Here is a 19,564-nt window from a genome sequence, read left to right on the forward strand (position 1 = left end):
AGATAACCACAGCGCCTAGACGCTGTCAATAGCTAGCGTCTGTACACTGTGGGCATGACGGAGAGTTTTCCCACACTTCCCCAGGTCATCGGCGCTAACGTGCGACGCCTACGCGGCAATCACCCCCTGGCCGATGTCGCCTCATTCGGCCGACTCCTCGGAGTCCGCTGGTCAAGCGGCTCAATCCACGCGATAGAGCGCGGCGACTTCAAAGCAACCATCGAAACCATCGCGCTCCTACTCGTCGCCCTCGACAGCCTCGAGACCGAAGGAAAAACCCTCCGGGGCTCCCTAACCATCCGAGACCTACTCGAAGGCGACGACCTCCCCGGCGGACAGTCTGTCCAGCTCACGGACGAATTAGTCACTAGCCGTTCAAGAATCCTGGCACTTCTCGAAGGCGGCACCTCCGGAACAATCATCGACGGAGAGCGAATGCTCAAGAAAGCTGCCGAAGGGGTCAAGGACTACGTCAACCAGCTCGAAAACCTTCACCTGGCCAGCGACACGATCGATCACCTGTCAGCGGTCGAAAAGTCAGGCCCGATTACGGCCACGGAGCAACGGCTTTCAGCTAACGCAGGAATCCACGAAACCGAGTTCAGGTCCTGGGCCCTACACCTCTGGGGCAAGCCATTCGAACAGCATCGCGACGAAATCGCCGGCAAGGACTCAACCCCACAGAAAAAGGGCCGCGTATCCCGCGCGCTCCTCGCGGAAATCAAGACCGCCATGAAGGCCAACCGTGGCAACGATTGAGCCCTACGAAACGAAAGCCGGTCGGCGCTACCGCGTGCGCTACCGCACACCGGACCGACGATCCACCGATAAGCGCGGATTCAAGACGAAGCGCGACGCCCAAGACTGGCTGGCAGCCAACACGGTCCAGATCAACACCGGCACCTGGCGCCCACCGGCGGCCGGGAAGATCACCGTCAACGAAGCAGCCCAAGCGTGGCTGGCCGCGAAGTCAGCGACCGTCGCGCCGAAGACCCTCACCGCCTACGAGCAGGCCGTCAACCGGATCAAGACCATCGGCACCATCGGCCGCGTCAGACTCGTCGACGTCGACCACGAAGTCGTCGAACAGTGGGTGATCGACATGAGCCTGCACACCGTGCGCGGCGGGAAACGCATGGCGCCGAAGACCATCCGCAACACCTTCTCCGTCCTCTCCGGAGTGATGAAACGCGCGATCCGGGACAAGCGCATTCCAGCCAACCCCTGCGAAGGCGTAGACCTCCCGAAGGTCACCACGCGAGACAAGACGATCCTCTCCCCCGCCGACGTCGCCACGATGGCAGCGGCGGCAGGCGACTACTCCGATCACGTCAACGCCCTGGCGATGGCTGGCCTACGGTGGGGCGAACTGGCCGGCCTCCAGGTCCAGGACGTCGACCTCGACCGGCGCCGCCTGCAGATCAACCGGCAGATCACAGAGAACAAGGGCAAGTTGATCGAGGGCCCACCGAAGCACGACAAACGGCGAACCGTGCCGATCATCCGGCCGTTAGCGGCGATCCTCGAGACACGGGTCGAGGGCAAGACACGGGACGAGCTCGTGTTCCCCACCACCGGCGGAGCGGCAATGTGGCCGGGCAACGCTCGGCGGGACTGGTTCGATCCAGCGGCGACGGCGGCCGGCTACCCGAAGCTGACGCCTCATGAGCTCCGGCACACGTTCGCGTCCGTGGCCATCTCCGCGGGGGCGAACGTGAAGGCCCTGCAGCACGCGCTCGGCCACCACTCGGCGGCGTTCACTCTCGACGAGTACGGGCACCTGTTCCCGGACGACATGGACACATTCGTCAACGCCATGTCCTCCCGATTCACTACAGAGTGTGGGCAAAATGTGGGCACGGAAAAGGAAACAGGCCACGACGGTTAGGAAAAACCTGTCGTGACCTGCTGTAACAGTGGTGCGCCCTGACGGGCTCGAACCGCCGACCTACTGGGTGTAAACCAGTTGCTCTTCCAGCTGAGCTAAGGGCGCGCACACCCGCGTAACGGGTGCCGCAAGAGTACCACGGGCCTCAGCAGGGCCGGTGAATGAGGTACTACTTCTGCGGGCCGCTGCTCTGCAGGCAGGAACCCTGCCAGGCACCCAGGCGGGTGGCCGTGGTCTGCACGAGACCTGCGAGCTGGGCGGATTCGGAGATCTCACCGGGGGCGATGAAGCCGGGCTTGCCGGCACCCGGGGTCAGCAGCCAGATGCGACCACCGTCGGCGAGCGGGCGGAGGGAGTCGACGAGGCCGTCGACGAGGTCCCCGTCCTCCTCGCGCCACCACAGCAGGACAACGTCGCAGAGTTCATCGGTGTCCTCGTCGAGGAGCTCCTCCCCGATGACATCCTCCACGGCCTCGGAGATGGCCGAGTCGGAGTCCTCGTCCCAACCGACCTCCTGCACGACCATGTCAGGCTCAATGCCGAGAATCTGTGCGTATTCCTGGGCGTTCTTGTTCGCAACGCCCGGAGCGTCCACCACTGTGTATGTCCTCCTTGTTCGTGACCGGCACCCACTCGGGGCCGGTCAATTACAGATACTGCTAGGCAGAATACAAGGTATGCGGGGCATTTTCCTGTTTTCGCACATGAACGGGCGTGGGAGATGACCCTCGTTGCCGCCCCTTGTGGGCTGGTTGTGACCTCGGGGGTGGGAGCCGGGGTTTGCAATCTCCGCCACACACCTCGCGGAGAGGCGGGACAGGCCTGCGACAAGGGGCGATGGGACGTCGATAAGCGGAACGCCGGACCCGTTCATCTTCGCAAGCTTTACAGGAATGCAGAACTACGTTGGCCAATGAAAACACGTATCCTGGACTGGACACTCGGGCCTGTCCGGACCACCTTGCCGGCGGGCCCGTTGCTCCACCACGACACCCAGAAACCTGGAGGCACATCATGGCAGATGACCTGAACGCGAACGGCCGCAAGGGCAACTCCCACTACCCGGCGATCCGCGACGGCGTCGCGTCCTACCTCAAAGACACCGACCCGGAGGAGACCCAGGAGTGGATGGACTCCCTCGACGGTCTCCTCGCGGAGAAGGACCCGGCCCGCGCCCGCTACCTCATGCTCCGCATGCTGGAGCGCGCGGCCCTCAAGCGTGTCCCGCTGCCGAACCTGACCTCCACAGACTTCGTCAACACGATCCCCACCACCATGGAGCCGGAGTTCCCGGGTGACGAGGAGATGGAGAAGCGCTACCGCCGCTGGATGCGCTGGAACGCCGCCATCATGGTGCACCGCGCCCAGCGCCCCGGCATCGGCGTCGGCGGCCACATCTCCACCTACGCCTCCGCCGCCCCGCTCTACGAGGTCGGCTTCAATCACTTCTGGCGCGGCAAGGACCACCCGGGCGGCGGCGACCAGATCTTCTTCCAGGGCCACGCCTCCCCCGGCATCTACGCCCGCGCCTTCCTCGAGGGGCGCCTGAGCGAGGACGACCTCGACGGCTTCCGCCAGGAGGTCTCCCGCGGTGAGGGCAACGGCATCCCGTCCTACCCGCACCCGCACGGCATGCCTGATTTCTGGGAGTTCCCGACCGTCTCCATGGGACTGGGCCCGATGGACGCGATCTACCAGGCACGTTTCAACCGTTACCTGCACAACCGCGGCATCAAGGACACCTCCGACCAGCACGTGTGGGCCTTCCTCGGCGACGGCGAGATGGACGAGCCGGAGTCCCGCGGCCTCATCCAGCACGCCGCGCTGAACAACCTGGACAACCTCACCTTCGTGGTCAACTGCAACCTGCAGCGTCTCGACGGCCCGGTCCGCGGCAACACGCAGATCATCCAGGAGCTCGAGTCCTTCTTCCGGGGTGCCGGCTGGTCCGTCATCAAGGTCATCTGGGGCCGCGAGTGGGACGCCCTGCTGGAGAAGGACGAGTCCGGCGCGCTGGTCAACGTCATGAACACCACCCCGGACGGTGACTACCAGACCTTCAAGGCCAACGACGGCGCCTACGTCCGCGAGCACTTCTTCGGCCGCGACGAGCGCACCGCCAAACTCGTCGAGGACATGACCGACGAGGAGATCTGGGCCCTGCCGCGCGGTGGCCACGACTACCGCAAGGTCCACGCCGCCTACAAGCGGGCGCTGGAGACCAAGGACCGCCCGACCGTCATCCTCGCGTTCACCATCAAGGGCTACGGCCTGGGCCACAACTTCGAGGGCCGCAACGCGACGCACCAGATGAAGAAGCTCGCCGCCGAGGACCTGAAGAACTTCCGCGACAAGCAGTCCATCCCGATCCCGGACGAGGTCCTCGAGGCCGACCCGTACCTGCCGCCGTACTACCACCCGGGCGAGGACGCCCCGGAGATCCAGTACATGAAGAAGCGTCGTCAGGAGCTGGGCGGTTTCATCCCGGAGCGTCGCCAGACCTACACCCCGCTGCAGGTCCCGGACATCGAGAAGCTGCGCAGCGTGCGCAAGGGCTCCGGCAAGCAGGAGGTCGCCTCCACCATGGCGCTCGTGCGTGCCTTCAAGGAGCTCATGCGTGACAAGGAGCTGGGCCGCCGCGTCGTGCCGATCATCCCGGACGAGGCCCGCACCTTCGGCCTCGACTCCTGGTTCCCGACCCTGAAGATCTACAACCCGCACGGCCAGAACTACGTGCCGGTCGACCATGACCTCATGCTGTCCTACCGGGAGGCCACCGACGGCCAGATCCTCCACGAGGGCATCAACGAGGCCGGTTCCGTCGCGTCCTTCATGGCCGCCGGCACCTCCTACGCCACCCACGGCGAAGCGATGATCCCGCTGTACATCTTCTACTCGATGTTCGGTTTCCAGCGCACCGGCGACGGCATCTGGGCCGCCGCCGACCAGATGGCCCGTGGCTTCCTCATCGGCGCCACCGCCGGCCGCACCACCCTGACGGGTGAGGGCCTGCAGCACATGGACGGCCACTCGCAGATCCTCGCCTCCACGAACCCGGGCGTCGTGTCCTACGACCCGGCGTTCGCCTACGAGATCGCGCACCTGCTCCATGAGGGCATCGACCGCATGTACGGCCCGGGCCGCGGTGAGAACGTCATCTACTACCTCACCGTGTACAACGAGCCGGTCCCGCAGCCGGCCGAGCCGGAGAACCTCGACGTCGAGGGCCTGCACAAGGGCATGTACCTGTTCTCCCGCGCGGAGGAGCTCGAGGTCGAGGACGGCCACGAGGCCTCCATCCTGGCCTCCGGCATCGGCATGCAGTGGGCGCTCAAGGCCCAGCAGATGCTGGCCGAGGAGTACAACGTGCGTGCCAACGTCTTCTCCGTCACCTCCTGGGTCGAGCTGGCCCGCGAGGGTGCGGCGAAGAACAAGGAGCAGCTGCGCAACCCGGCCGCAGAGATCGAGGAGGCCTTCGCCACCAGGCAGCTGAAGCAGGTCGACGGCGGCACCTTCGTGGCCGTCTCCGACTTCGCGACCGACCTGCAGGAGCAGATCCGCGCCTACGTCCCGGGCGAGTACATCGTCCTGGGCGCCGACGGCTTCGGCTTCTCCGACACCCGTCCGGCCGCCCGCCGCTTCTTCAACATCGACGCCGAGTCCATCGTCGTCGCGGTCCTCATGGGCCTGGCCCGCGAGGGCAAGATCGACATCTCTGTGGCCCAGCAGGCCGCCGAGAAGTACCAGCTGGACGATCCGACCGCTGTGTAACTGATCCCCCGGTCAAGGCCCTGCTCCGGCAGGGCCTTGCTGCTTTCCCGCTTGTCGACGCCCCTCTCACTCCCTGTTGAGGTACCGCGGCCAGGAGGTGTCGCGGGTGGCCAGCGAGATCTCCACCGCGGTGTCGAGCTCCGCTGCCAGGGGCTCGGGCAGCTTGTGCCGGAGCGCGTCGCCGAGGCGCGCGATGACCTCCAGGCGCAGCAGGTTGCGGGTCTCCGTGATGTAGATGCGCGGGTACCGGGTGGCCAGCTCGACCTCGGAGGGGTCGGCGGGCCCGCCGTACATCTCGACGAAGTAGTGGAGGTACTCGCTCTTCACGTCCTCGTTCCAGACCTCCCCGGTGAGCCGTACCCAGTGCACCGCCCGGCACCGTCGCTCCAGCGCAGGGTTGTCCTGCAGGACCGACTCGATGAAGGAGTCCCCCACCTCATCGCACAGCCGGGCGGGCAGGTGCTCCTTGAGCGGGTAGTCACGGGTGCGGCGGAACACCTGGTAGATGTCCTCCATGAGGGGTGCCACGGGGTCGCAGTCGCGGATCTCCCACGAGGGGTCGGGGATGCACCCCCGGCCGTGGTCGTGGTGGACCTCGGGGAGCTCTGGCTCGGTGCCCCAGATCTCGAGGCTGCCGCACCCCGCCTCGTGCGTGAGGTGACGGCGACCGGCGGCGAACCAGTTCCACTCACTGCCGAACGGGTCACCGGTCAGCGGGGCGAGGACGATCCACTCCAGTATGGTCTCCTCGCCGGACGAGGAGAGGGCGGCACCGGTGAGGGGGTCGGCCCGGTACTCACCACGGTCATACTCGACGAAGCGGGTCTCCCCCTGCCCGTCGATTCCTTCGATACGCCAGTTGACCACTGTTGATCACTCCCTCAATCTTCTTCAGTCGGTGCCTGGGCACCGTATCGCACGGTCCCGACATGTCCTGCCGGACGATCGAATGGAAAAGCGATCCGGGCCGGTGGCTATCCCTCCAGTTCCGCCCAGATCGCCGCGTTGGTCTCCGACCAGAGGGGCTTGGCCCAGTCGCCGAAGGGACGGTCCGTGAGGGCCACCATGGCGCGGCCGGTGCCCGGCGCGACCCAGACGTAGGTGCCCGACTGTCCGAAGTGGCCGAAGGTGTCGGGCGGCATGGTGGCGCCCAGCCAGTGCGGCTCCTTGTCACCCTTGATCTCGAAGCCGAGTCCCCAGGGGCAGGGCTTCATCATGCCGTAGCCTGGGACGATGCCGTTGAGCTCCGGGAACTGGACGGAGGTGGCCTCCGCCATGGTGGACTCGTGGATGAGGGTGGGGTTCATCAGCTCGAGGAGGAAGGTGATGAGGTCGTGGGCGGTGCCCTCGGCCTCCCAACCGGCGGAGCCGCGCAGGCGGGTCCACTTCATGTTGAGCGGCTCCATGATGCCCAGCTGGAGGTACTCGGCGAAGGTCATGCCGGCGGCGTCCTCAACGGCGTCGGCAAGGATCTCGAACCCCTGGTTGGAGTAGATGCGGCGCTCCCCCGGGGCACGCTCGCGGTCGCCGCGGTTGAAGCCGACGCCACTGGCGTGGGCGAGCAGGTGCCGCACGGTCGACCCCTCGGGGCCGAGCGGGGTGTCGAGCTCGAAGATGCCCTCCTCCACCGCCATGAGGAAGCCGTAGGTGGACAACGGCTTGGTCACACTCATGAGTTCGAAGACCTTGCCGAGGTCACCGACACGATGGATGTCCTCGCCGTCGATCACCGCCGCCGCGTAGTTGTCGACGGGCCAGTGCTTCACCAGATCCAGAGCATTCACGCCCCTCAGTCTAGGAGAAGTCCGCCTTCGCCTGTTCCAGGGTCCGGATCATCAGCCGGTCGATCGCGGCGTTGAGCACCTCCGGGGCCTCGAGGGGCACCATGTGGCCGGCATTCGGGGCGATCTGCAGCCACGCCTCGGGCCACACCTCGATGAGGCGCTCTGCCTGGGACAACGGGGTGACGCCGTCCTTCTCCCCGGCGATGACGTAGCCGGGGATGCCCTGCAGGTGCTCCCCCGCGGCCAGCTCATCGTGGACCTGCAGGTCATCGAAGTAGCCGACGAAGGTCTCCAGCGGGGTCTCGTGGATCATGGCGGCGTGGAACTCGATGATGTCGTAGTCCGTCTTCCGGTGGAAGACCGTCACCGCCAGGGTCGGGGCGAGGATGAGGGCCGCCTGCTCCTTGAACTTCCGGGCCTCCTGCGGGGAGCTCTCCACCGCCTCGTAGACCTGGGTGGCGACGGGCGACGCAAGGATCTGCGGCAGCCCCTGGTCGGAGAGCGCCTCGATGGAGGTGTCCACGAGGACGATGCCGGCGATGTTGCCGCGCAGCACGGGCGGGCAGCGCCGCACCAGGTTGAGTGCCACGAGGCCGCCGAGCGAGTGACCGACGAGGATGATCGGACCGTCCACGCCCCGGGCCTCCATCACCGCAAGGGTGTCGTCGGCGGCGCCCTCGACGGTGCACGCCGCGGGATCGCACTTGCCGGTCTGGCCGTGGCCGCGGACGTCGAGAAGCAGGAGCCGGGCCGACGGCCACCTCTCACGCAGGTGATTGACCTGCAGGTAGAAGGACTCGGCAGCGAGGGTGAAGCCGTGGACGAAGACGACGGTCACGGAGGAGTCGTGGGCGTGGACGTCGCCGTACTCGTACCAGTGGACGCGGATGCCGTCGTTGTCCACGGTGCCGACCCGGTCGATGTCCGTCAGCCCCGGCTCACGCACCCCGGAATGGAGTTCGCCGAGTTCCAGCGCCAGACGACGGCGACCGCCGGGGGTCAACCTCATCACCCAGCTGCGGAGGAGTTGCGGAACGTCGCTGAGGGTGAAAGCCATACCTGCGACCTTACCGACCCCCTCCCCGCCCACTAGGATCGGTGTCATGACCATCTCACCCGAACTCGCCCAGATCATCGAGGAGGCCTCCGGACTGGAGGCCGACGCGCTCACCCCCGAGGCGAAGATCTCCGAGCTGGGGATCAACTCCCTGGCGATGATCGAGATCGCCGTCCGCATCGAGGACGCCTTCGGGGTGCGCCTCGACGACGAGACCGTGTTCCGGACCTCCACGGTGGGTGAACTGGCGGAACTCATCGAGACCCCCGGCCCCCGCTAGCTTCTCGACGCGCGGTTTGGCACCGCAGCAGCCACAATGGCGGCCATGACCGCCAGCATCAGCTACCTGACCGACATGGACGGCGTCCTCATCCGTGAGGGCGAGATGATCCCTGGGGCCGACCGTTTCCTCCGTGCCCTGCACGAGCACGACATCGAGTTCATGGTGCTCACCAACAACTCGATCCACACCCCGCGTGACCTCTCCGCCCGTCTGTCCGCCTCCGGCCTCCGGATCCCGGCGGAACGGATCTGGACGTCCGCCACCGCCACCGCTCACTTCCTCGCCCAGCAGCGCTGGGAGGGCACGGCGTATGTCGTCGGGGAGTCCGGACTGACCACCGCCCTGCACGCGAAGGGCTGGATCCTCACCGACGCGGACCCGGAGTTCGTGGTCCTGGGCGAGACCCGCACCTACTCCTTCGAGGCGATCACCACCGCCATCAACCTCATCATCGGCGGAGCCCGGTTCATCTGCACCAACCCGGACGTCACCGGACCCGCCCCGCAGGGCATCCTGCCGGCGACCGGGTCCGTGGCCGCCCTCATCACCGCCGCGACCGGCAAGGAGCCGTACTACATCGGAAAACCGAATCCCATGATGCTGCGCTCCGCGCTCAACACGATGGGCGCGCACTCGGAGCACACCGTCATGATCGGTGACCGCATGGACACCGACATCAAGACCGGCATGGAGGCCGGCATGCGCACCGTCCTCGTGCGGTCGGGCATTTCCGACGACGCCGCGGTCGACCGCCACCCCTACCGCCCGACCCGCGTGGTCGACGACATCGGGGTCGTCGCGGACGCCATCCTCGACCCCTTCGGGGACGGTCACTACCAGGGCTGAGGTGTGACCTGCCTGGCGGGCAGGTGACCCGCCAGCCGGAAAAGGCTACAGTGTGGACCGAGAGGGCAACCCCCTGGCCCGCATTCCACACAGGGGGATTTCCCATGGTGTAACTGGCAACACGCCGGCTTGTCCGGCGTCCCGGGTTCAAGTCCCGGAGGGAGAACGTGAGCATGCACAAGACGATCAGCACCCCTGTCCACTACGAGGCCGGCGATGTCCTTGACTCCATCGACTGGAACCGCATCCCGGACCAGACCGACCTGGACATCTGGAACCGCCTGACCTCCAACTTCTGGCTGCCGGAGAAGATCCCGGTGTCCAACGACATCCCGTCCTGGCGCAACATGACCGCCGAGGAGCAGCTGGCGACCATGCGTGTGTTCACCGGCCTGACCTTCCTGGACACCATGCAGGGCACCGTCGGCGCCGTGTCGATCCTCCCGGACGCGGTCACCCCCCACGAGGAGGCCGTTTACACGAACATCTCCTTCATGGAGTCCGTGCACGCCAAGTCCTACTCCAACATCTTCATGACGCTGGCCGACACCCCCGAGATCGACGCCGCCTTCCGCTGGTCCCGTGAGAACGAGAACCTGCAGTACAAGGGCCGCACCATCATCGAGCAGTACCAGAACGGCACCCCGCAGCGGAAGAAGATCGCCTCCGTCATGCTGGAGTCCTTCCTCTTCTACTCCGGCTTCTACCTGCCGCTGCGTTTCGCCTCGATGGGCAAGATCACCAACGCCGCCGACATCATCCGCCTCATCATCCGTGACGAGGCCGTCCACGGCTACTACATCGGCTACAAGTTCCAGCAGGCCGCGAAGCACCTGTCCGCCGAGGAGAACGAGGCGGACAAGGAGTTCGCACTCGAGATGCTCCTGGACCTCTACGACAACGAAGCCCACTACACCCAGGACATCTACGACCCGATCGGCTGGACCGAGGACGTCAAGGCGTTCCTCAAGTACAACGCGAACAAGGCGATGAACAACCTCGGCTTCGAGGGTATCTTCCCGCCGGACACCTGCCGCTTCAACGCCGGCGTCATGACCTCGCTGGACCCCTCCGCCAACGAGAACCACGACTTCTTCTCCGGCTCCGGCTCCTCCTACGTCATCGGCACCGCCGAGGAGACCACCGACGACGACTGGGACTTCTGACCCCTCTGAAGACACGTCGACGCCGCGCTTCCCCCTCCGGGGTGGCGCGGCGTTGGTGATTTCGGGGCAGGTTGCTAGTCGGTCAGTGAGAGTTCGGCGGTGAAGCCGTAGTCACGGGCCAGGTTGATCACCATGTCACGCAGGCGTGCGAGTTCGTCCTCCGTGCCGGTGAGGACCTGACGGCAGTCGATGTAAGAACCCGGCCCGCTGCTGTGGCTGCGGTGCCACGAGGTGAACCAGTCTGCGGTCAGCGGATCAGCACCGGGGACACGGAGCTCGGACTCACTCGGGATGCAGATGACCATGGCCGTCTCAATGCGCGGGCGCAGAGCCCGCGGCATGCCGGTGATGGTGAGCATGGCGGTGCGCGCGACCGTCGACGCCGGGGTGCGGTAGGCAGCGGCGAGAACGGACACGTCGGAGGGCTCCCACAGATGGTCCGGTGCCTCGGAATCGGCGGCGCCCAACCAGCGTGCGAGCGTTGGTGCAAGGGTGGTCATGTCGAAGATCCTTAGGCAGGAACGACCACCGCACTTGCATCCGCCTACGACGGTAGGCGGATGCGGCGGTGTAAGACGAGGTTCGTCTTCCCCAACGGCCTCGTTTACGACTTACTTGCTAAGTGCTTGCTAACACGGACCAGTTTCCATCCCGTCGATCACACCAGCAACTCTAAACCCCCACTTCAACCCCCGTTTATTCAAGCTTCAGTTGAGGGTTAGGGATATCCGAAAGGGGTGCCGAGGGAGGCTTCCCCCGACCCCGTCGACGCCACAGGCTGGCATAACCGGCTCTTCGCTTTTTAGAGTGCGTTGATCTTCCCCTACAGCTGCCCGGAGTGGATCAGGCACCGCAAGATGTAGTGGTCCAGGTTCCTGAACCCGAGGGCGATTCCCCGCAGGTGCTCCAGCCGTCCGTTGATAGCCTCAACTGGCTCGTTCGACGCGCCGATATCGAAGTAGGCGAGGACGGACCTGACCCCTGTTTAGTGGACACCCAACACCCCGGCTTCACACCGGTAAACCGGCCTGCCGATTGCCGACGGGTCGAATATGTACCTCGCGACCGTCATCGACTGTTTCTCCCGCCGGCTGGTGGGTTTCGCGATTGCGGACCACATGCGCACCTCCCTGGTCCAGGACGCGCTGATCATGGCCAAGGGACAGCGCGGGAGCCTGAAGGACGCTGTTTTTCACTCCGATCACGGAAGCGTCTATACCTCGCATGCGTTCCAGGACACGTGTACGCAGCTGGGGATCCGGCAGTCCATGGGAGCGATCGGTAGCAGTGCGGATAACGCGTTGGCGGAGTCGTTCAACGCGGCGTTGAAGCGCGAAGTCCTTCAGGATGCCAAGACGTTTGCCAATCAGCTGGCCTGTCGGCGGGATGTGTTTCGCTGGTGTACCCGCTACAACACGGTGCGCCGGCATTCCTGGTGTAGATATCTCGCGCCGGCAGTGTTTGAGGAGCAGTGTCCTGTTATGCTGAGATCTGCTTCCTGATCACATCCCCCGTGTCCACTTTCCGGGGGTCGGGCCCATCGCCGCGGTACCGTCGGCGGTGAACACGACGCCTGTGCCGCTGACGAGCACCTGCGCTCCATCGGCATGGACCGGTGGCCGGTGTTCTTCGCCGTCGACTTCGACATCACTCTGACCCAGTGGAGCTTCGTGGCGTCGGAGAATTTCCGGGCCACCTGCCGGATGCTCGGCCGAGACCGGATGGAGATCTACGACCACTCCCGGGTCTGCGACTGGGCACGTGAGGACGCAATGATCGCTGACCTCGGTGGGGCAAACTCCTGATGATGCACCACACCGGCGGCTCCACCCCGGACCGCACCTCCCCCGGCTACGTCGCCGATAGCCCCGACGTCGGCGCCAGCATCGCCTACCACGCTGGCCTGGCTGACCCGGGGTGTAGTGGTGCCGCCGGTCAGGGCTACCCCACCCGACCGTCGACCACCGGCCCGAAGCTGTATACCTCGGGCGATGCCCGCTACATCGGGATCGAGCCACAGAACTCCGGCCGGGAGCCGTGGGAACCCGAACTGTACGACGCGTTCGTGCGCTCCGCGGCCGCGGTGCTCTGCTACAAGGGCCTGTCCGCCGACCGGGCCCACCTGCCCAGCCGCAAGGAGTACGCCCCCAGCCGCAAGGTTGACCCCAACCTGAACATGGACGCGTTCCGCCGTACTGTTCAGCACCTGATCGACCGCGTCCACTTCGAGCCCACCCACAAGTTCCAGTCCCGCTACGTGAACGCCAACGGCGTTCGGCCTGAGCACTACGAGACGCTGATGGGCTACATCCTCAACAACCGCAAGATCGAGGACTTGCGGGCTATCACTACCGGACCCACCCCGACGGCCGATGCCGCTTGTGAAGGTGCGGGCTGATCTACCGGGCTAGTCTTCGCAGTCGCGTTCCAATCCCTGATCACGGGCGAATGCTCTTGTGGTGAATAGATGATGGAAACGCCCCCTCCGACCTTGCCGGAGGGGGCGTTTCCGCTGTTCAACGTGGGGCCAGCGGGGCTCGAACCCGCGACCTACGGATTATGAGTCCGCGGCTCTAACCGACTGAGCTATGGCCCCCTGAAGGTGGAACCTCGTCAGTATAACCGCGCGGCACCCCGTTCCTGCAAAGTGTCTGGACCTGCTTTCACGGCACCTCGAATATGTGGGTTGAACTGGCGATTTGTCACCTGAACGAAGGTGTCATATAGTTATGTCTCGTTGCAGGGAAGCGCGAAAGCGAAGAACAGCACAACACAAGTTAATCCCCTATAGCTCAGTTGGCAGAGCATTCGACTGTTAATCGAAAGGTCACTGGTTCGAGCCCAGTTGGGGGAGCAGAAGAGAAGGCCACCGGATTTCCGGTGGCTTTCTGCGTTTCAGGGTGCGTCCGGCTATTGACCCCGTGACGTGATGCAGGTTACACTCACTGTATTGCTTCACCGAACCGGTTCCAGCTTCTGCAGAACCGAGAACGTGAAGAAGTGAATCCCGGGACCGTTGCCCTGCAACGAACACCCCGGGATTTGCGCTGTGCCGGCAGCACTCAGAGGAAGATGGCCGCCAGGACCGCCGCACAGGCGATGAGCAGCACGGGCACCTCGGCCATGCCGACCCGGCGGGCGGTCCAGGGCTCGCCACGCCGGGCCGACCACGGGATACCCACCGCACGGCCGAGGGCCACGAGCATCGTGAGCACCGCGAGGGATCCGGCGAGCCACTTCCCCGCCCACACGGCGATCGCCAGCACGATGAGCAGCGCGATGACGTGGTAGCCGATGGAGATCTTCAGGTAGAGCGGGTTGTGGCGCTCACGGATCATGGTCTTGACGAAGGGGATCGTGCCCGAGAAGTACAGCGCCAGGAACACCATGCACACCCAGATGATGGTCGGCACCTCCCCCGGCGCGCCGGACCCGGCGCCGACGGCGGTCAGGGCGGGCAGGAGCAGGGCGGAGGCGACGACCGTCGATACGCCGGAGAGGGCGGAACGCCCGCGGCCCTGCAGGGTCTCCCACACGGCGACCGCCACGAGTGGGGCGAACGGGATCGCCCACCACATGAGCTGCGGTTGCAGCAGGAGCGCGACCGCGATGCCGGCCATGGAGACGGGCCCGTAGACGTAGATCGGCCGCAGGTAGCCGGACCGGCGCCGCGGGTTGCGGGCCTTGGCGGCGAGGCCGAAGGCGAAGAAGGCGAAGTAGCCGAAGAACCAGGCGAGCAGCACCGCCGGGAGGACGGCGAGGGGGCGCCACGAGGGGGCGTCGGCAAGCATGTGGACGCCGGAGATGAGGCCCAGGGCGGCGGGGCTGATGAGCATCGCCCAGGCGCCGTGCTGGTTGGGGACCCACGGGGAGACGCCGTGCCTGCCGCGTTTCCCGTTCTTGCGCTGTCGGACAGTGGTCGTGGCCATGCCACTCACGTTAGCACCATCCGAAAGTTTGATACGAGTTCCTCCGGGTTATTTCCCCGGAGGGGACAGGTGTCCCGACTCCCCCGCACCGGTGCCCGGATACGGCTCCTGCTCGGCGACGCTGGCGCAGAGGAGCGCGGCGAAGGCCAGCACCCCGGCCAGCCGACCACGTGGGTTGTCGCTGTTCACGCCACCTCCATCCGCTTTGTTGGTAGTACGAACTTATCGCGTCCGCGACCGGGTGTCCGGGGATTGGAGGTCACATTCGCCTAACGCCATCTGTCGCTCTCTTCGCCCGCTCCACCGACGACCCCCGCACTCATGCATCTACCATGATGTCATGACCACTAGCACGCCCCTCGAGCAGTACGCCCTCCTGTCCGACACGCACACCGCGGCCCTCGTCGCCGAGGACGGCAGCATCGACTGGCTCTGCCTGCCCCGTTTCGACTCCCAGGCGGTGTTCACGAAACTGCTGGGCACGGAGGAGCACGGTCACTGGCGTATCGACGCCCCCGGCGCCCGCGTCACCGTCCGCCGCTACCTCGGCGACTCCTTCGTCCTGGAGACGACGTGGGAGTCGGACACCGGCACCGCCACGGTCACCGACTTCATGCCGATGGACCCGGAGAACGAGCTGTTCGACTGCACCGACCTGGTGCGCCGCGTGGTGTGCACCTCCGGGGAGATCGACATCCGGGCGGTCCTGCGCCTGCGATTCGACTACGGCCAGGCCACCCCCTTCCACCGCTACCGGGTGCTCGACGCGGAGCGGAACATCGGCGAGATCCGCTGCGTCGCGGGCCCCGACTCGGTCCACCTCCGCGGGCCCTACCTGACCCTCAACGAGGACACCGGCGCCCACCTCGGGGAGTTCCGCCTCACCGAGGGCGAGAGCCTCGAGTGGGTGCTCACCTGGTTCCCCTCCCACCACGACACCCCGGAGGCCCCCGACTACAGCGAGGCCCTGGCGATCACGCAGCAGGCGTGGGAACGGTGGGCGGCGGGAAGCAGTTACACGGGCGAGTACCCGGAGATGGTGACCCGCTCCCTCCTCGTGCTCCGCGCGCTCACCGACTCCCGCACCGGCGGCATCGTCGCCGCCCCCACCACCTCCCTGCCGGAGGAGTTCGGCGGCGAACGCAACTGGGACTACCGCTACGTGTGGCTGCGCGACTCCGCGTTGACCATCGAGGTGCTCGTCGAGTCCGGGTTCACCGCGCGTGCCGACAACTGGCGTCAGTGGCTGCTGCGCGCCATCGCCGGCGACTCCCGGGAACTGCGCATCATGTACGGCCTGCGCGGCGAACGGCACCTCCCGGAGTTCGAGCTCACCCACCTGCCCGGCTACGAGAACTCCCGCCCGGTGCGCATCGGCAACGGCGCCGCCGAGCAGTACCAGGCGGATGTCGTCGGGGAGGTGATGATCGCCCTCGAGACCCTGCGTAACGCGGGCGTCGAGGAGGACGAGTTCTCCTGGGACCTGCAGAAGTCGATCCTCGACTTCCAGGAGCACATGTTCGACATCAAGGACCACGGCATCTGGGAGATGCGCAGCGAACCCGCCTACTTCACCCACGGCCGCGCCATGATGTGGGCGGCGTTCGACAGGGGCGTGAAGGCCGTCGAGAAGCACGGGCTCGTCGGCCCCGTCGACCGCTGGCGCGAACTCCGCGAACGACTGCGCACCGAGATCATGGAGCAGGGTTGGAACGAGGAACTGCAGTCCTTCACCCAGACCTACGGCGGCACCGACGTCGACGCCTCCCTCCTGCAGCTCGCGCAGATCGGTTTCCTCCCCTACAACGACCCGCACATCCTCGGCACCGTCGCCCGCATCGAGGAGACGCTTCTCGACGACGCCGGCTTCCTCCACCGCTACCCCGCCGGCACCGGCGTCGACGGCATCGCCGGCCGCGAGTACCCCTTCCTGCTGTGCTCCTTCTGGCTCATCGAGCAGTACGCCCACTCCGGCCGCCTCGACGAGGCCCGCACGAAGATGGACCGCGTGTGCGGCGTCGCCTCCGACCTCGGGCTGCTCGCCGAGGAGTACTCCACCGAGTTCGGCAGGCTCGCCGGCAACTACCCGCAGGCCTTCTCCCACCTCGGGCTCATCCGCGCGGCCGCCGCGATCTCCCACCCGGGGACGCCCATCGACTCAGAGGCCACCAGGTAGGCTGTCCCCTGACCTTCCACCCCCTGAATCAGTAGGAGCCTCATGATCCAGTTCGTCATCGGAGCCGCAGCAGGATACGTCCTGGGAACCAAGGCCGGCCGGCAGCGATTCGAGCAGATCAAGAAGGGCTACACCGCCGCCGTCAACTCCCCCGTGACGAAGAAGGCCGTCAACGCGACCCGCAAGGCCGTCGCCGACCGCCTCGACCCGCAGCCCCGCATGCGCGAGGTGAAGAACCTGCGTACCGACGACCAGCAGGTGCTGGAGCCGGACCAGGACTAGCTACTCCGCCGGCAGCCCGCGGAAGGCCCGCTCGTTGAGTTCCCGGCGCGCCTGCTCCAGGGCGACCAGGTCGGCGAACAGGGAGTTGTAGGCCTGCTCGTCGTCGGAGGGGCGCATGCGCTGCAGCTGGCTCTTGAGCTGGGCGATCTGGTTGCCCACCTCTGCCTCCTGCAGGCGGGAGAGCACCGAGTCGGCGTAGTCGCGCAGGTGCGCCGCCTCCATGGGGATCTCCTCGACCGCCAGCTCGGAGACGAGGTTGCGGCCCATGAGGTCGACCATCTCGCCGGCGACACCGGCGATCCAGTCCACGCCGCTGTGGGCGGTGGCGGCACCGCCCAGGCGGCCCATCCCCTCGCGGATCATGCGGTAGGCGGGGTGGGTGAAGGCGTCGGTGCTCAGTCCGTCGAAGTAGGGGCCGACGATCTCCGGGTACTGCAGGGCCAGTTTGAGGGACTCGCGCTGCGGCCACAGGTAGGGGTCGCGCGGGTTCGGCATGGGCACCGCCGGGGTGGTGTCGATGGGCGCGGACGAGGCGTCGTCGAAACGCACGGCGCGGCGGCGCTTCTCCTCCTTCGGACGGCGGGCCTCCGCGCGGACCTGCTGCACGACCCCCTCGGTGTTGGCCCAGCCGACCCAGCCGGCGAGCTGGCGGGCGTACTCGCCCTGGAGAACCGGGTCCTTGATGGAGGCGACGACGGGGACGGTGCGTCGCAGGGCCTGGAGACGCCCCTCCACCGTGTCGAGGTTGTGCTCCGCGAGCATCGACTCGACGACGAACTGGAACATCGGGATGCGGTCGGCGACGAGGTCGCGGACGGCGGCGTCGCCCCGCTCGAGGCGCAGGTCGCAGGGGTCCATCCCGGCGGGGGCGACGGCGACGAAGGACTGGCCGGTGAACTTCTGGTCCCCCTCGAAGGCGCGCATGGCGGCCTTCTGACCGGCCTCGTCACCGTCGAAGGTGTAGATGAGCTCGCCGCGGAAGTAGTTGTCGTCGAGCATGAGGCGCCGCAGGATCTGCAGGTGCTCCTCACCGAAGGCGGTGCCGCAGGAGGCGACGGCGGTGGTCACGCCCGCGGCGTGCATCGCCATGACGTCCGTGTAGCCCTCGACGACGACGGCCTGATGCCCGGCGGCGATATTCTTCTTCGCCACGTCCAGGCCGAAGAGCACCTTCGACTTGTTGTAGAGCATGGTGTCGCGGGTGTTCATGTACTTGCCCATGTTGTCGTCGTCGAAGAGCTTGCGCGCCCCGAAACCGATGACGTTGCCGGACAGGTCCTTGATGGGCCACAGCAGGCGGCGGTGGAAGGCGTCGATGGGTCCGCGGCGGCCCATCTTCGACAGGCCCGCGGCCTCCAGCTCCTTGAACTCGAAACCCTTGCGCAGCAGGTGCTTGGTCAGGGTGTCCCAGCCCTCCGGGGCGTAGCCGCACTCGAAGGTGTAGATGTGCTCCTGGGAGAAGCCGCGGTCGAGGAGGAACTCGCGGGCGGTCTGCGCCTGCGGGGTCTCCAGCTGCTCGCGGTAGAACTGGTGGGCCGCCTTGTTGGCGTCGATGAGGCGCTTGCGGGTGCCCGGTTCCTCGCGACGCGCGCCCGTCGTCCCGCCCTGGTAGTTGATCGTGTACCCGATCTCCTGGGCCACCGCCTCCACCGCCTCGGGGAAGGAGATGTGCTCCATCTCCATGAGGAAGGTGAAGACGTCGCCGCCCTTGCCCGTGGAGAAGCAGTGGAAGTAGCCGCGGTTCGGGCGGACGTGGAAGGAGGGGGTGCGCTCGTCCTTGAACGGGCTCAGTCCCTTGAGCGAGTCATGCCCGGCGGGCTTGAGCTGAACGTACTCGCCGACGATCTCCTCGATGAGGGCCCGCTCGCGGATCGCCTGAATGTCACTGTCCGGAATACGCCCCTTAGCCATGATGAACAGGGTACCGCGCGGGTCAAACCCCCGGCCTGGTTAGGATCGGGGCGTGAAGAAGAACTCCGTCCTCGCCACCCTCGGGGCCGTCCTCCTCGCCGCCGTCGCCGCCTTCTACGGCATCGACCTCGGCTCCTCCGGGCAGCCCTCACCGCTTGTCGACGACCTCGAGGTCTGCGAGGTCGCGTCCCTGCCGGCGGAGGCGGAGCCGGTCATCGCCGACATCCTCTCCGGCGGCCCGTACGAGTACCCGGGCGAGGACGGCGGCCACTTCGGCAACTACGAGGGACTGCTGCCCGAGGAGAGGGGCAGCTACTACCGCAGCTACACGGTCGACACGCCGGGTATGGGTCACCGCGGGCCGAAGCGCATCGTCGTCGGCGGGGGCACGGAGACCGATCCGGAGGTCTGGTACTACTCCGGGGACCACTACGAGTCGTTCTGCGTCATCCCGGATGCGGAGGACTGAGA

The 19,564-nt window shown here is 66.3% G+C and carries 19 protein-coding genes, 4 tRNA genes and 2 pseudogenes; 14 read left to right on the plus strand and 11 right to left on the minus strand.

Annotated features, from left to right (window positions below; translation table 11 throughout):
• Positions 1–54: 54 nt before the first annotated feature.
• Both B842_RS13245 and B842_RS09415 read left to right on the plus strand, forming a co-directional pair.
• Entirely contained in the window at positions 55–759 is a 705-nt protein-coding gene (locus tag B842_RS13245; protein WP_052437863.1) for a hypothetical protein, read from the plus strand.
• Positions 746–1,888: a tyrosine-type recombinase/integrase gene (locus B842_RS09415; protein ID WP_082028424.1), complete on the plus strand. Its 1,143-nt coding sequence runs from the start codon at positions 746–748 to the stop codon at positions 1,886–1,888. Before B842_RS13245 ends, B842_RS09415 begins: the two co-directional genes overlap by 14 nt.
• 29 nt (positions 1,889–1,917) lie before the next feature.
• Here the strand turns inward: B842_RS09415 and B842_RS09420 are convergent.
• Together B842_RS09420 and B842_RS09425 are read right to left on the minus strand one after the other, a co-directional pair.
• Positions 1,918–1,993: transfer RNA gene (locus B842_RS09420), tRNA-Val, on the minus strand.
• Positions 1,994–2,057: 64 nt separating this feature from the next.
• Positions 2,058–2,486: a DUF3052 domain-containing protein gene (locus B842_RS09425; protein ID WP_040086342.1), complete on the minus strand. Its 429-nt coding sequence runs from the start codon at positions 2,484–2,486 to the stop codon at positions 2,058–2,060.
• Between the two features lie 416 nt (positions 2,487–2,902).
• Between B842_RS09425 and aceE the strand changes: the two genes are divergently transcribed.
• On the plus strand, positions 2,903–5,659 hold the full coding sequence (gene aceE / locus B842_RS09430; RefSeq protein ID WP_040086344.1) for a pyruvate dehydrogenase (acetyl-transferring), homodimeric type: 2,757 nt from the start codon (positions 2,903–2,905) through the stop codon (positions 5,657–5,659).
• 66 nt (positions 5,660–5,725) lie between these two features.
• Here the strand turns inward: aceE and B842_RS09435 are convergent, their stop codons facing one another.
• The 3 genes from B842_RS09435 to B842_RS09445 form a co-directional block, all read right to left on the minus strand.
• Positions 5,726–6,526 (minus strand): hypothetical protein, encoded by an 801-nt coding sequence (locus B842_RS09435; RefSeq protein ID WP_040086346.1) that lies wholly within the window; start codon positions 6,524–6,526, stop codon positions 5,726–5,728.
• 107 nt (positions 6,527–6,633) lie between these two features.
• A complete protein-coding gene (locus B842_RS09440; RefSeq protein WP_040086347.1) occupies positions 6,634–7,443 on the minus strand; it encodes a serine hydrolase domain-containing protein in 810 nt (269 codons plus the stop codon).
• 10 nt (positions 7,444–7,453) lie between these two features.
• A complete protein-coding gene (locus B842_RS09445; RefSeq protein WP_156119490.1) occupies positions 7,454–8,500 on the minus strand; it encodes an alpha/beta fold hydrolase in 1,047 nt (348 codons plus the stop codon).
• Between the two features lie 46 nt (positions 8,501–8,546).
• Here B842_RS09445 and B842_RS09450 point away from each other — a divergent pair, with 46 nt between their 5' ends.
• The 4 genes from B842_RS09450 (at position 8,547) to nrdF (ending at position 10,795) form a co-directional block, all read left to right on the plus strand.
• The gene (locus B842_RS09450; protein ID WP_040086348.1) at positions 8,547–8,780 is read left to right on the plus strand and encodes an acyl carrier protein; all 234 of its coding nucleotides are present in this window, start codon (positions 8,547–8,549) and stop codon (positions 8,778–8,780) included.
• A gap of 45 nt (positions 8,781–8,825) precedes the next feature.
• Positions 8,826–9,629, plus strand: coding sequence for an HAD-IIA family hydrolase (locus B842_RS09455; protein ID WP_040087542.1), 804 nt, complete (start codon positions 8,826–8,828; stop codon positions 9,627–9,629).
• Positions 9,630–9,727: 98 nt separating this feature from the next.
• A tRNA-Gln gene (locus B842_RS09460) sits at positions 9,728–9,795 on the plus strand.
• A 7-nt stretch (positions 9,796–9,802) separates the two neighbouring features.
• Entirely contained in the window at positions 9,803–10,795 is a 993-nt protein-coding gene (gene nrdF, locus B842_RS09465; RefSeq protein ID WP_040087543.1) for a class 1b ribonucleoside-diphosphate reductase subunit beta, read from the plus strand.
• Positions 10,796–10,869: 74 nt separating this feature from the next.
• Here nrdF and B842_RS09470 read toward each other — a convergent pair whose 3' ends face one another.
• Both B842_RS09470 and B842_RS13470 read right to left on the minus strand, forming a co-directional pair.
• Positions 10,870–11,295 (minus strand): hypothetical protein, encoded by a 426-nt coding sequence (locus B842_RS09470; RefSeq protein WP_156119491.1) that lies wholly within the window; start codon positions 11,293–11,295, stop codon positions 10,870–10,872.
• A gap of 323 nt (positions 11,296–11,618) precedes the next feature.
• Positions 11,619–11,765 (minus strand): annotated as a pseudogene (locus B842_RS13470) (transposase); the annotation flags it as partial.
• Positions 11,766–11,817: 52 nt separating this feature from the next.
• Here B842_RS13470 and B842_RS09475 point away from each other — a divergent pair.
• From B842_RS09475 to B842_RS09485, 3 genes and pseudogenes are all read left to right on the plus strand, one after another.
• Positions 11,818–12,297: pseudogene (locus B842_RS09475) on the plus strand (transposase); the annotation flags it as partial.
• A gap of 99 nt (positions 12,298–12,396) precedes the next feature.
• Positions 12,397–12,600, plus strand: coding sequence for a glycoside hydrolase family 25 domain-containing protein (locus B842_RS09480; RefSeq protein ID WP_346190136.1), 204 nt, complete (start codon positions 12,397–12,399; stop codon positions 12,598–12,600).
• Positions 12,600–13,193, plus strand: a complete 594-nt coding sequence (locus B842_RS09485) for an N-acetylmuramoyl-L-alanine amidase (protein WP_040086351.1) — start codon at positions 12,600–12,602, stop codon at positions 13,191–13,193. The genes B842_RS09480 and B842_RS09485 overlap by 1 nt, the downstream gene beginning before the upstream one ends.
• 124 nt (positions 13,194–13,317) lie before the next feature.
• Here the strand turns inward: B842_RS09485 and B842_RS09490 are convergent.
• Positions 13,318–13,391: transfer RNA gene (locus B842_RS09490), tRNA-Ile, on the minus strand.
• A 185-nt stretch (positions 13,392–13,576) separates the two neighbouring features.
• Here B842_RS09490 and B842_RS09495 point away from each other — a divergent pair.
• Positions 13,577–13,649, plus strand: a tRNA-Asn gene (locus B842_RS09495).
• Positions 13,650–13,857: 208 nt separating this feature from the next.
• Here the strand turns inward: B842_RS09495 and B842_RS09500 are convergent.
• Together B842_RS09500 and B842_RS13695 are read right to left on the minus strand one after the other, a co-directional pair.
• Positions 13,858–14,724 (minus strand): YwiC-like family protein, encoded by an 867-nt coding sequence (locus B842_RS09500; protein WP_052437867.1) that lies wholly within the window; start codon positions 14,722–14,724, stop codon positions 13,858–13,860.
• Between the two features lie 48 nt (positions 14,725–14,772).
• A complete protein-coding gene (locus B842_RS13695; RefSeq protein ID WP_156119493.1) occupies positions 14,773–14,913 on the minus strand; it encodes a hypothetical protein in 141 nt (46 codons plus the stop codon).
• A 151-nt stretch (positions 14,914–15,064) separates the two neighbouring features.
• On the opposite strand from B842_RS13695, the gene B842_RS09505 reads away from it, so the two are divergent.
• Together B842_RS09505 and B842_RS09510 are read left to right on the plus strand one after the other, a co-directional pair.
• The gene (locus tag B842_RS09505; RefSeq protein ID WP_040086352.1) at positions 15,065–16,900 is read left to right on the plus strand and encodes a glycoside hydrolase family 15 protein; all 1,836 of its coding nucleotides are present in this window, start codon (positions 15,065–15,067) and stop codon (positions 16,898–16,900) included.
• A 42-nt stretch (positions 16,901–16,942) separates the two neighbouring features.
• Positions 16,943–17,182: a hypothetical protein gene (locus tag B842_RS09510; protein ID WP_040086353.1), complete on the plus strand. Its 240-nt coding sequence runs from the start codon at positions 16,943–16,945 to the stop codon at positions 17,180–17,182.
• Here B842_RS09510 and dnaG read toward each other — a convergent pair whose 3' ends face one another.
• Positions 17,183–19,093: a DNA primase gene (gene dnaG, locus B842_RS09515; RefSeq protein ID WP_040086354.1), complete on the minus strand. Its 1,911-nt coding sequence runs from the start codon at positions 19,091–19,093 to the stop codon at positions 17,183–17,185. It lies immediately after the preceding gene.
• A gap of 52 nt (positions 19,094–19,145) precedes the next feature.
• Between dnaG and B842_RS09520 the strand changes: the two genes are divergently transcribed.
• The gene (locus B842_RS09520; protein ID WP_040086356.1) at positions 19,146–19,562 is read left to right on the plus strand and encodes a guanyl-specific ribonuclease; all 417 of its coding nucleotides are present in this window, start codon (positions 19,146–19,148) and stop codon (positions 19,560–19,562) included.
• Positions 19,563–19,564: the final 2 nt, after the last annotated feature.

Origin of the sequence: Corynebacterium humireducens NBRC 106098 = DSM 45392, assembly GCF_000819445.1 — a bacterium.
In the GTDB taxonomy this organism is placed as follows: Bacteria; Actinomycetota; Actinomycetes; order Mycobacteriales; family Mycobacteriaceae; genus Corynebacterium; species Corynebacterium humireducens.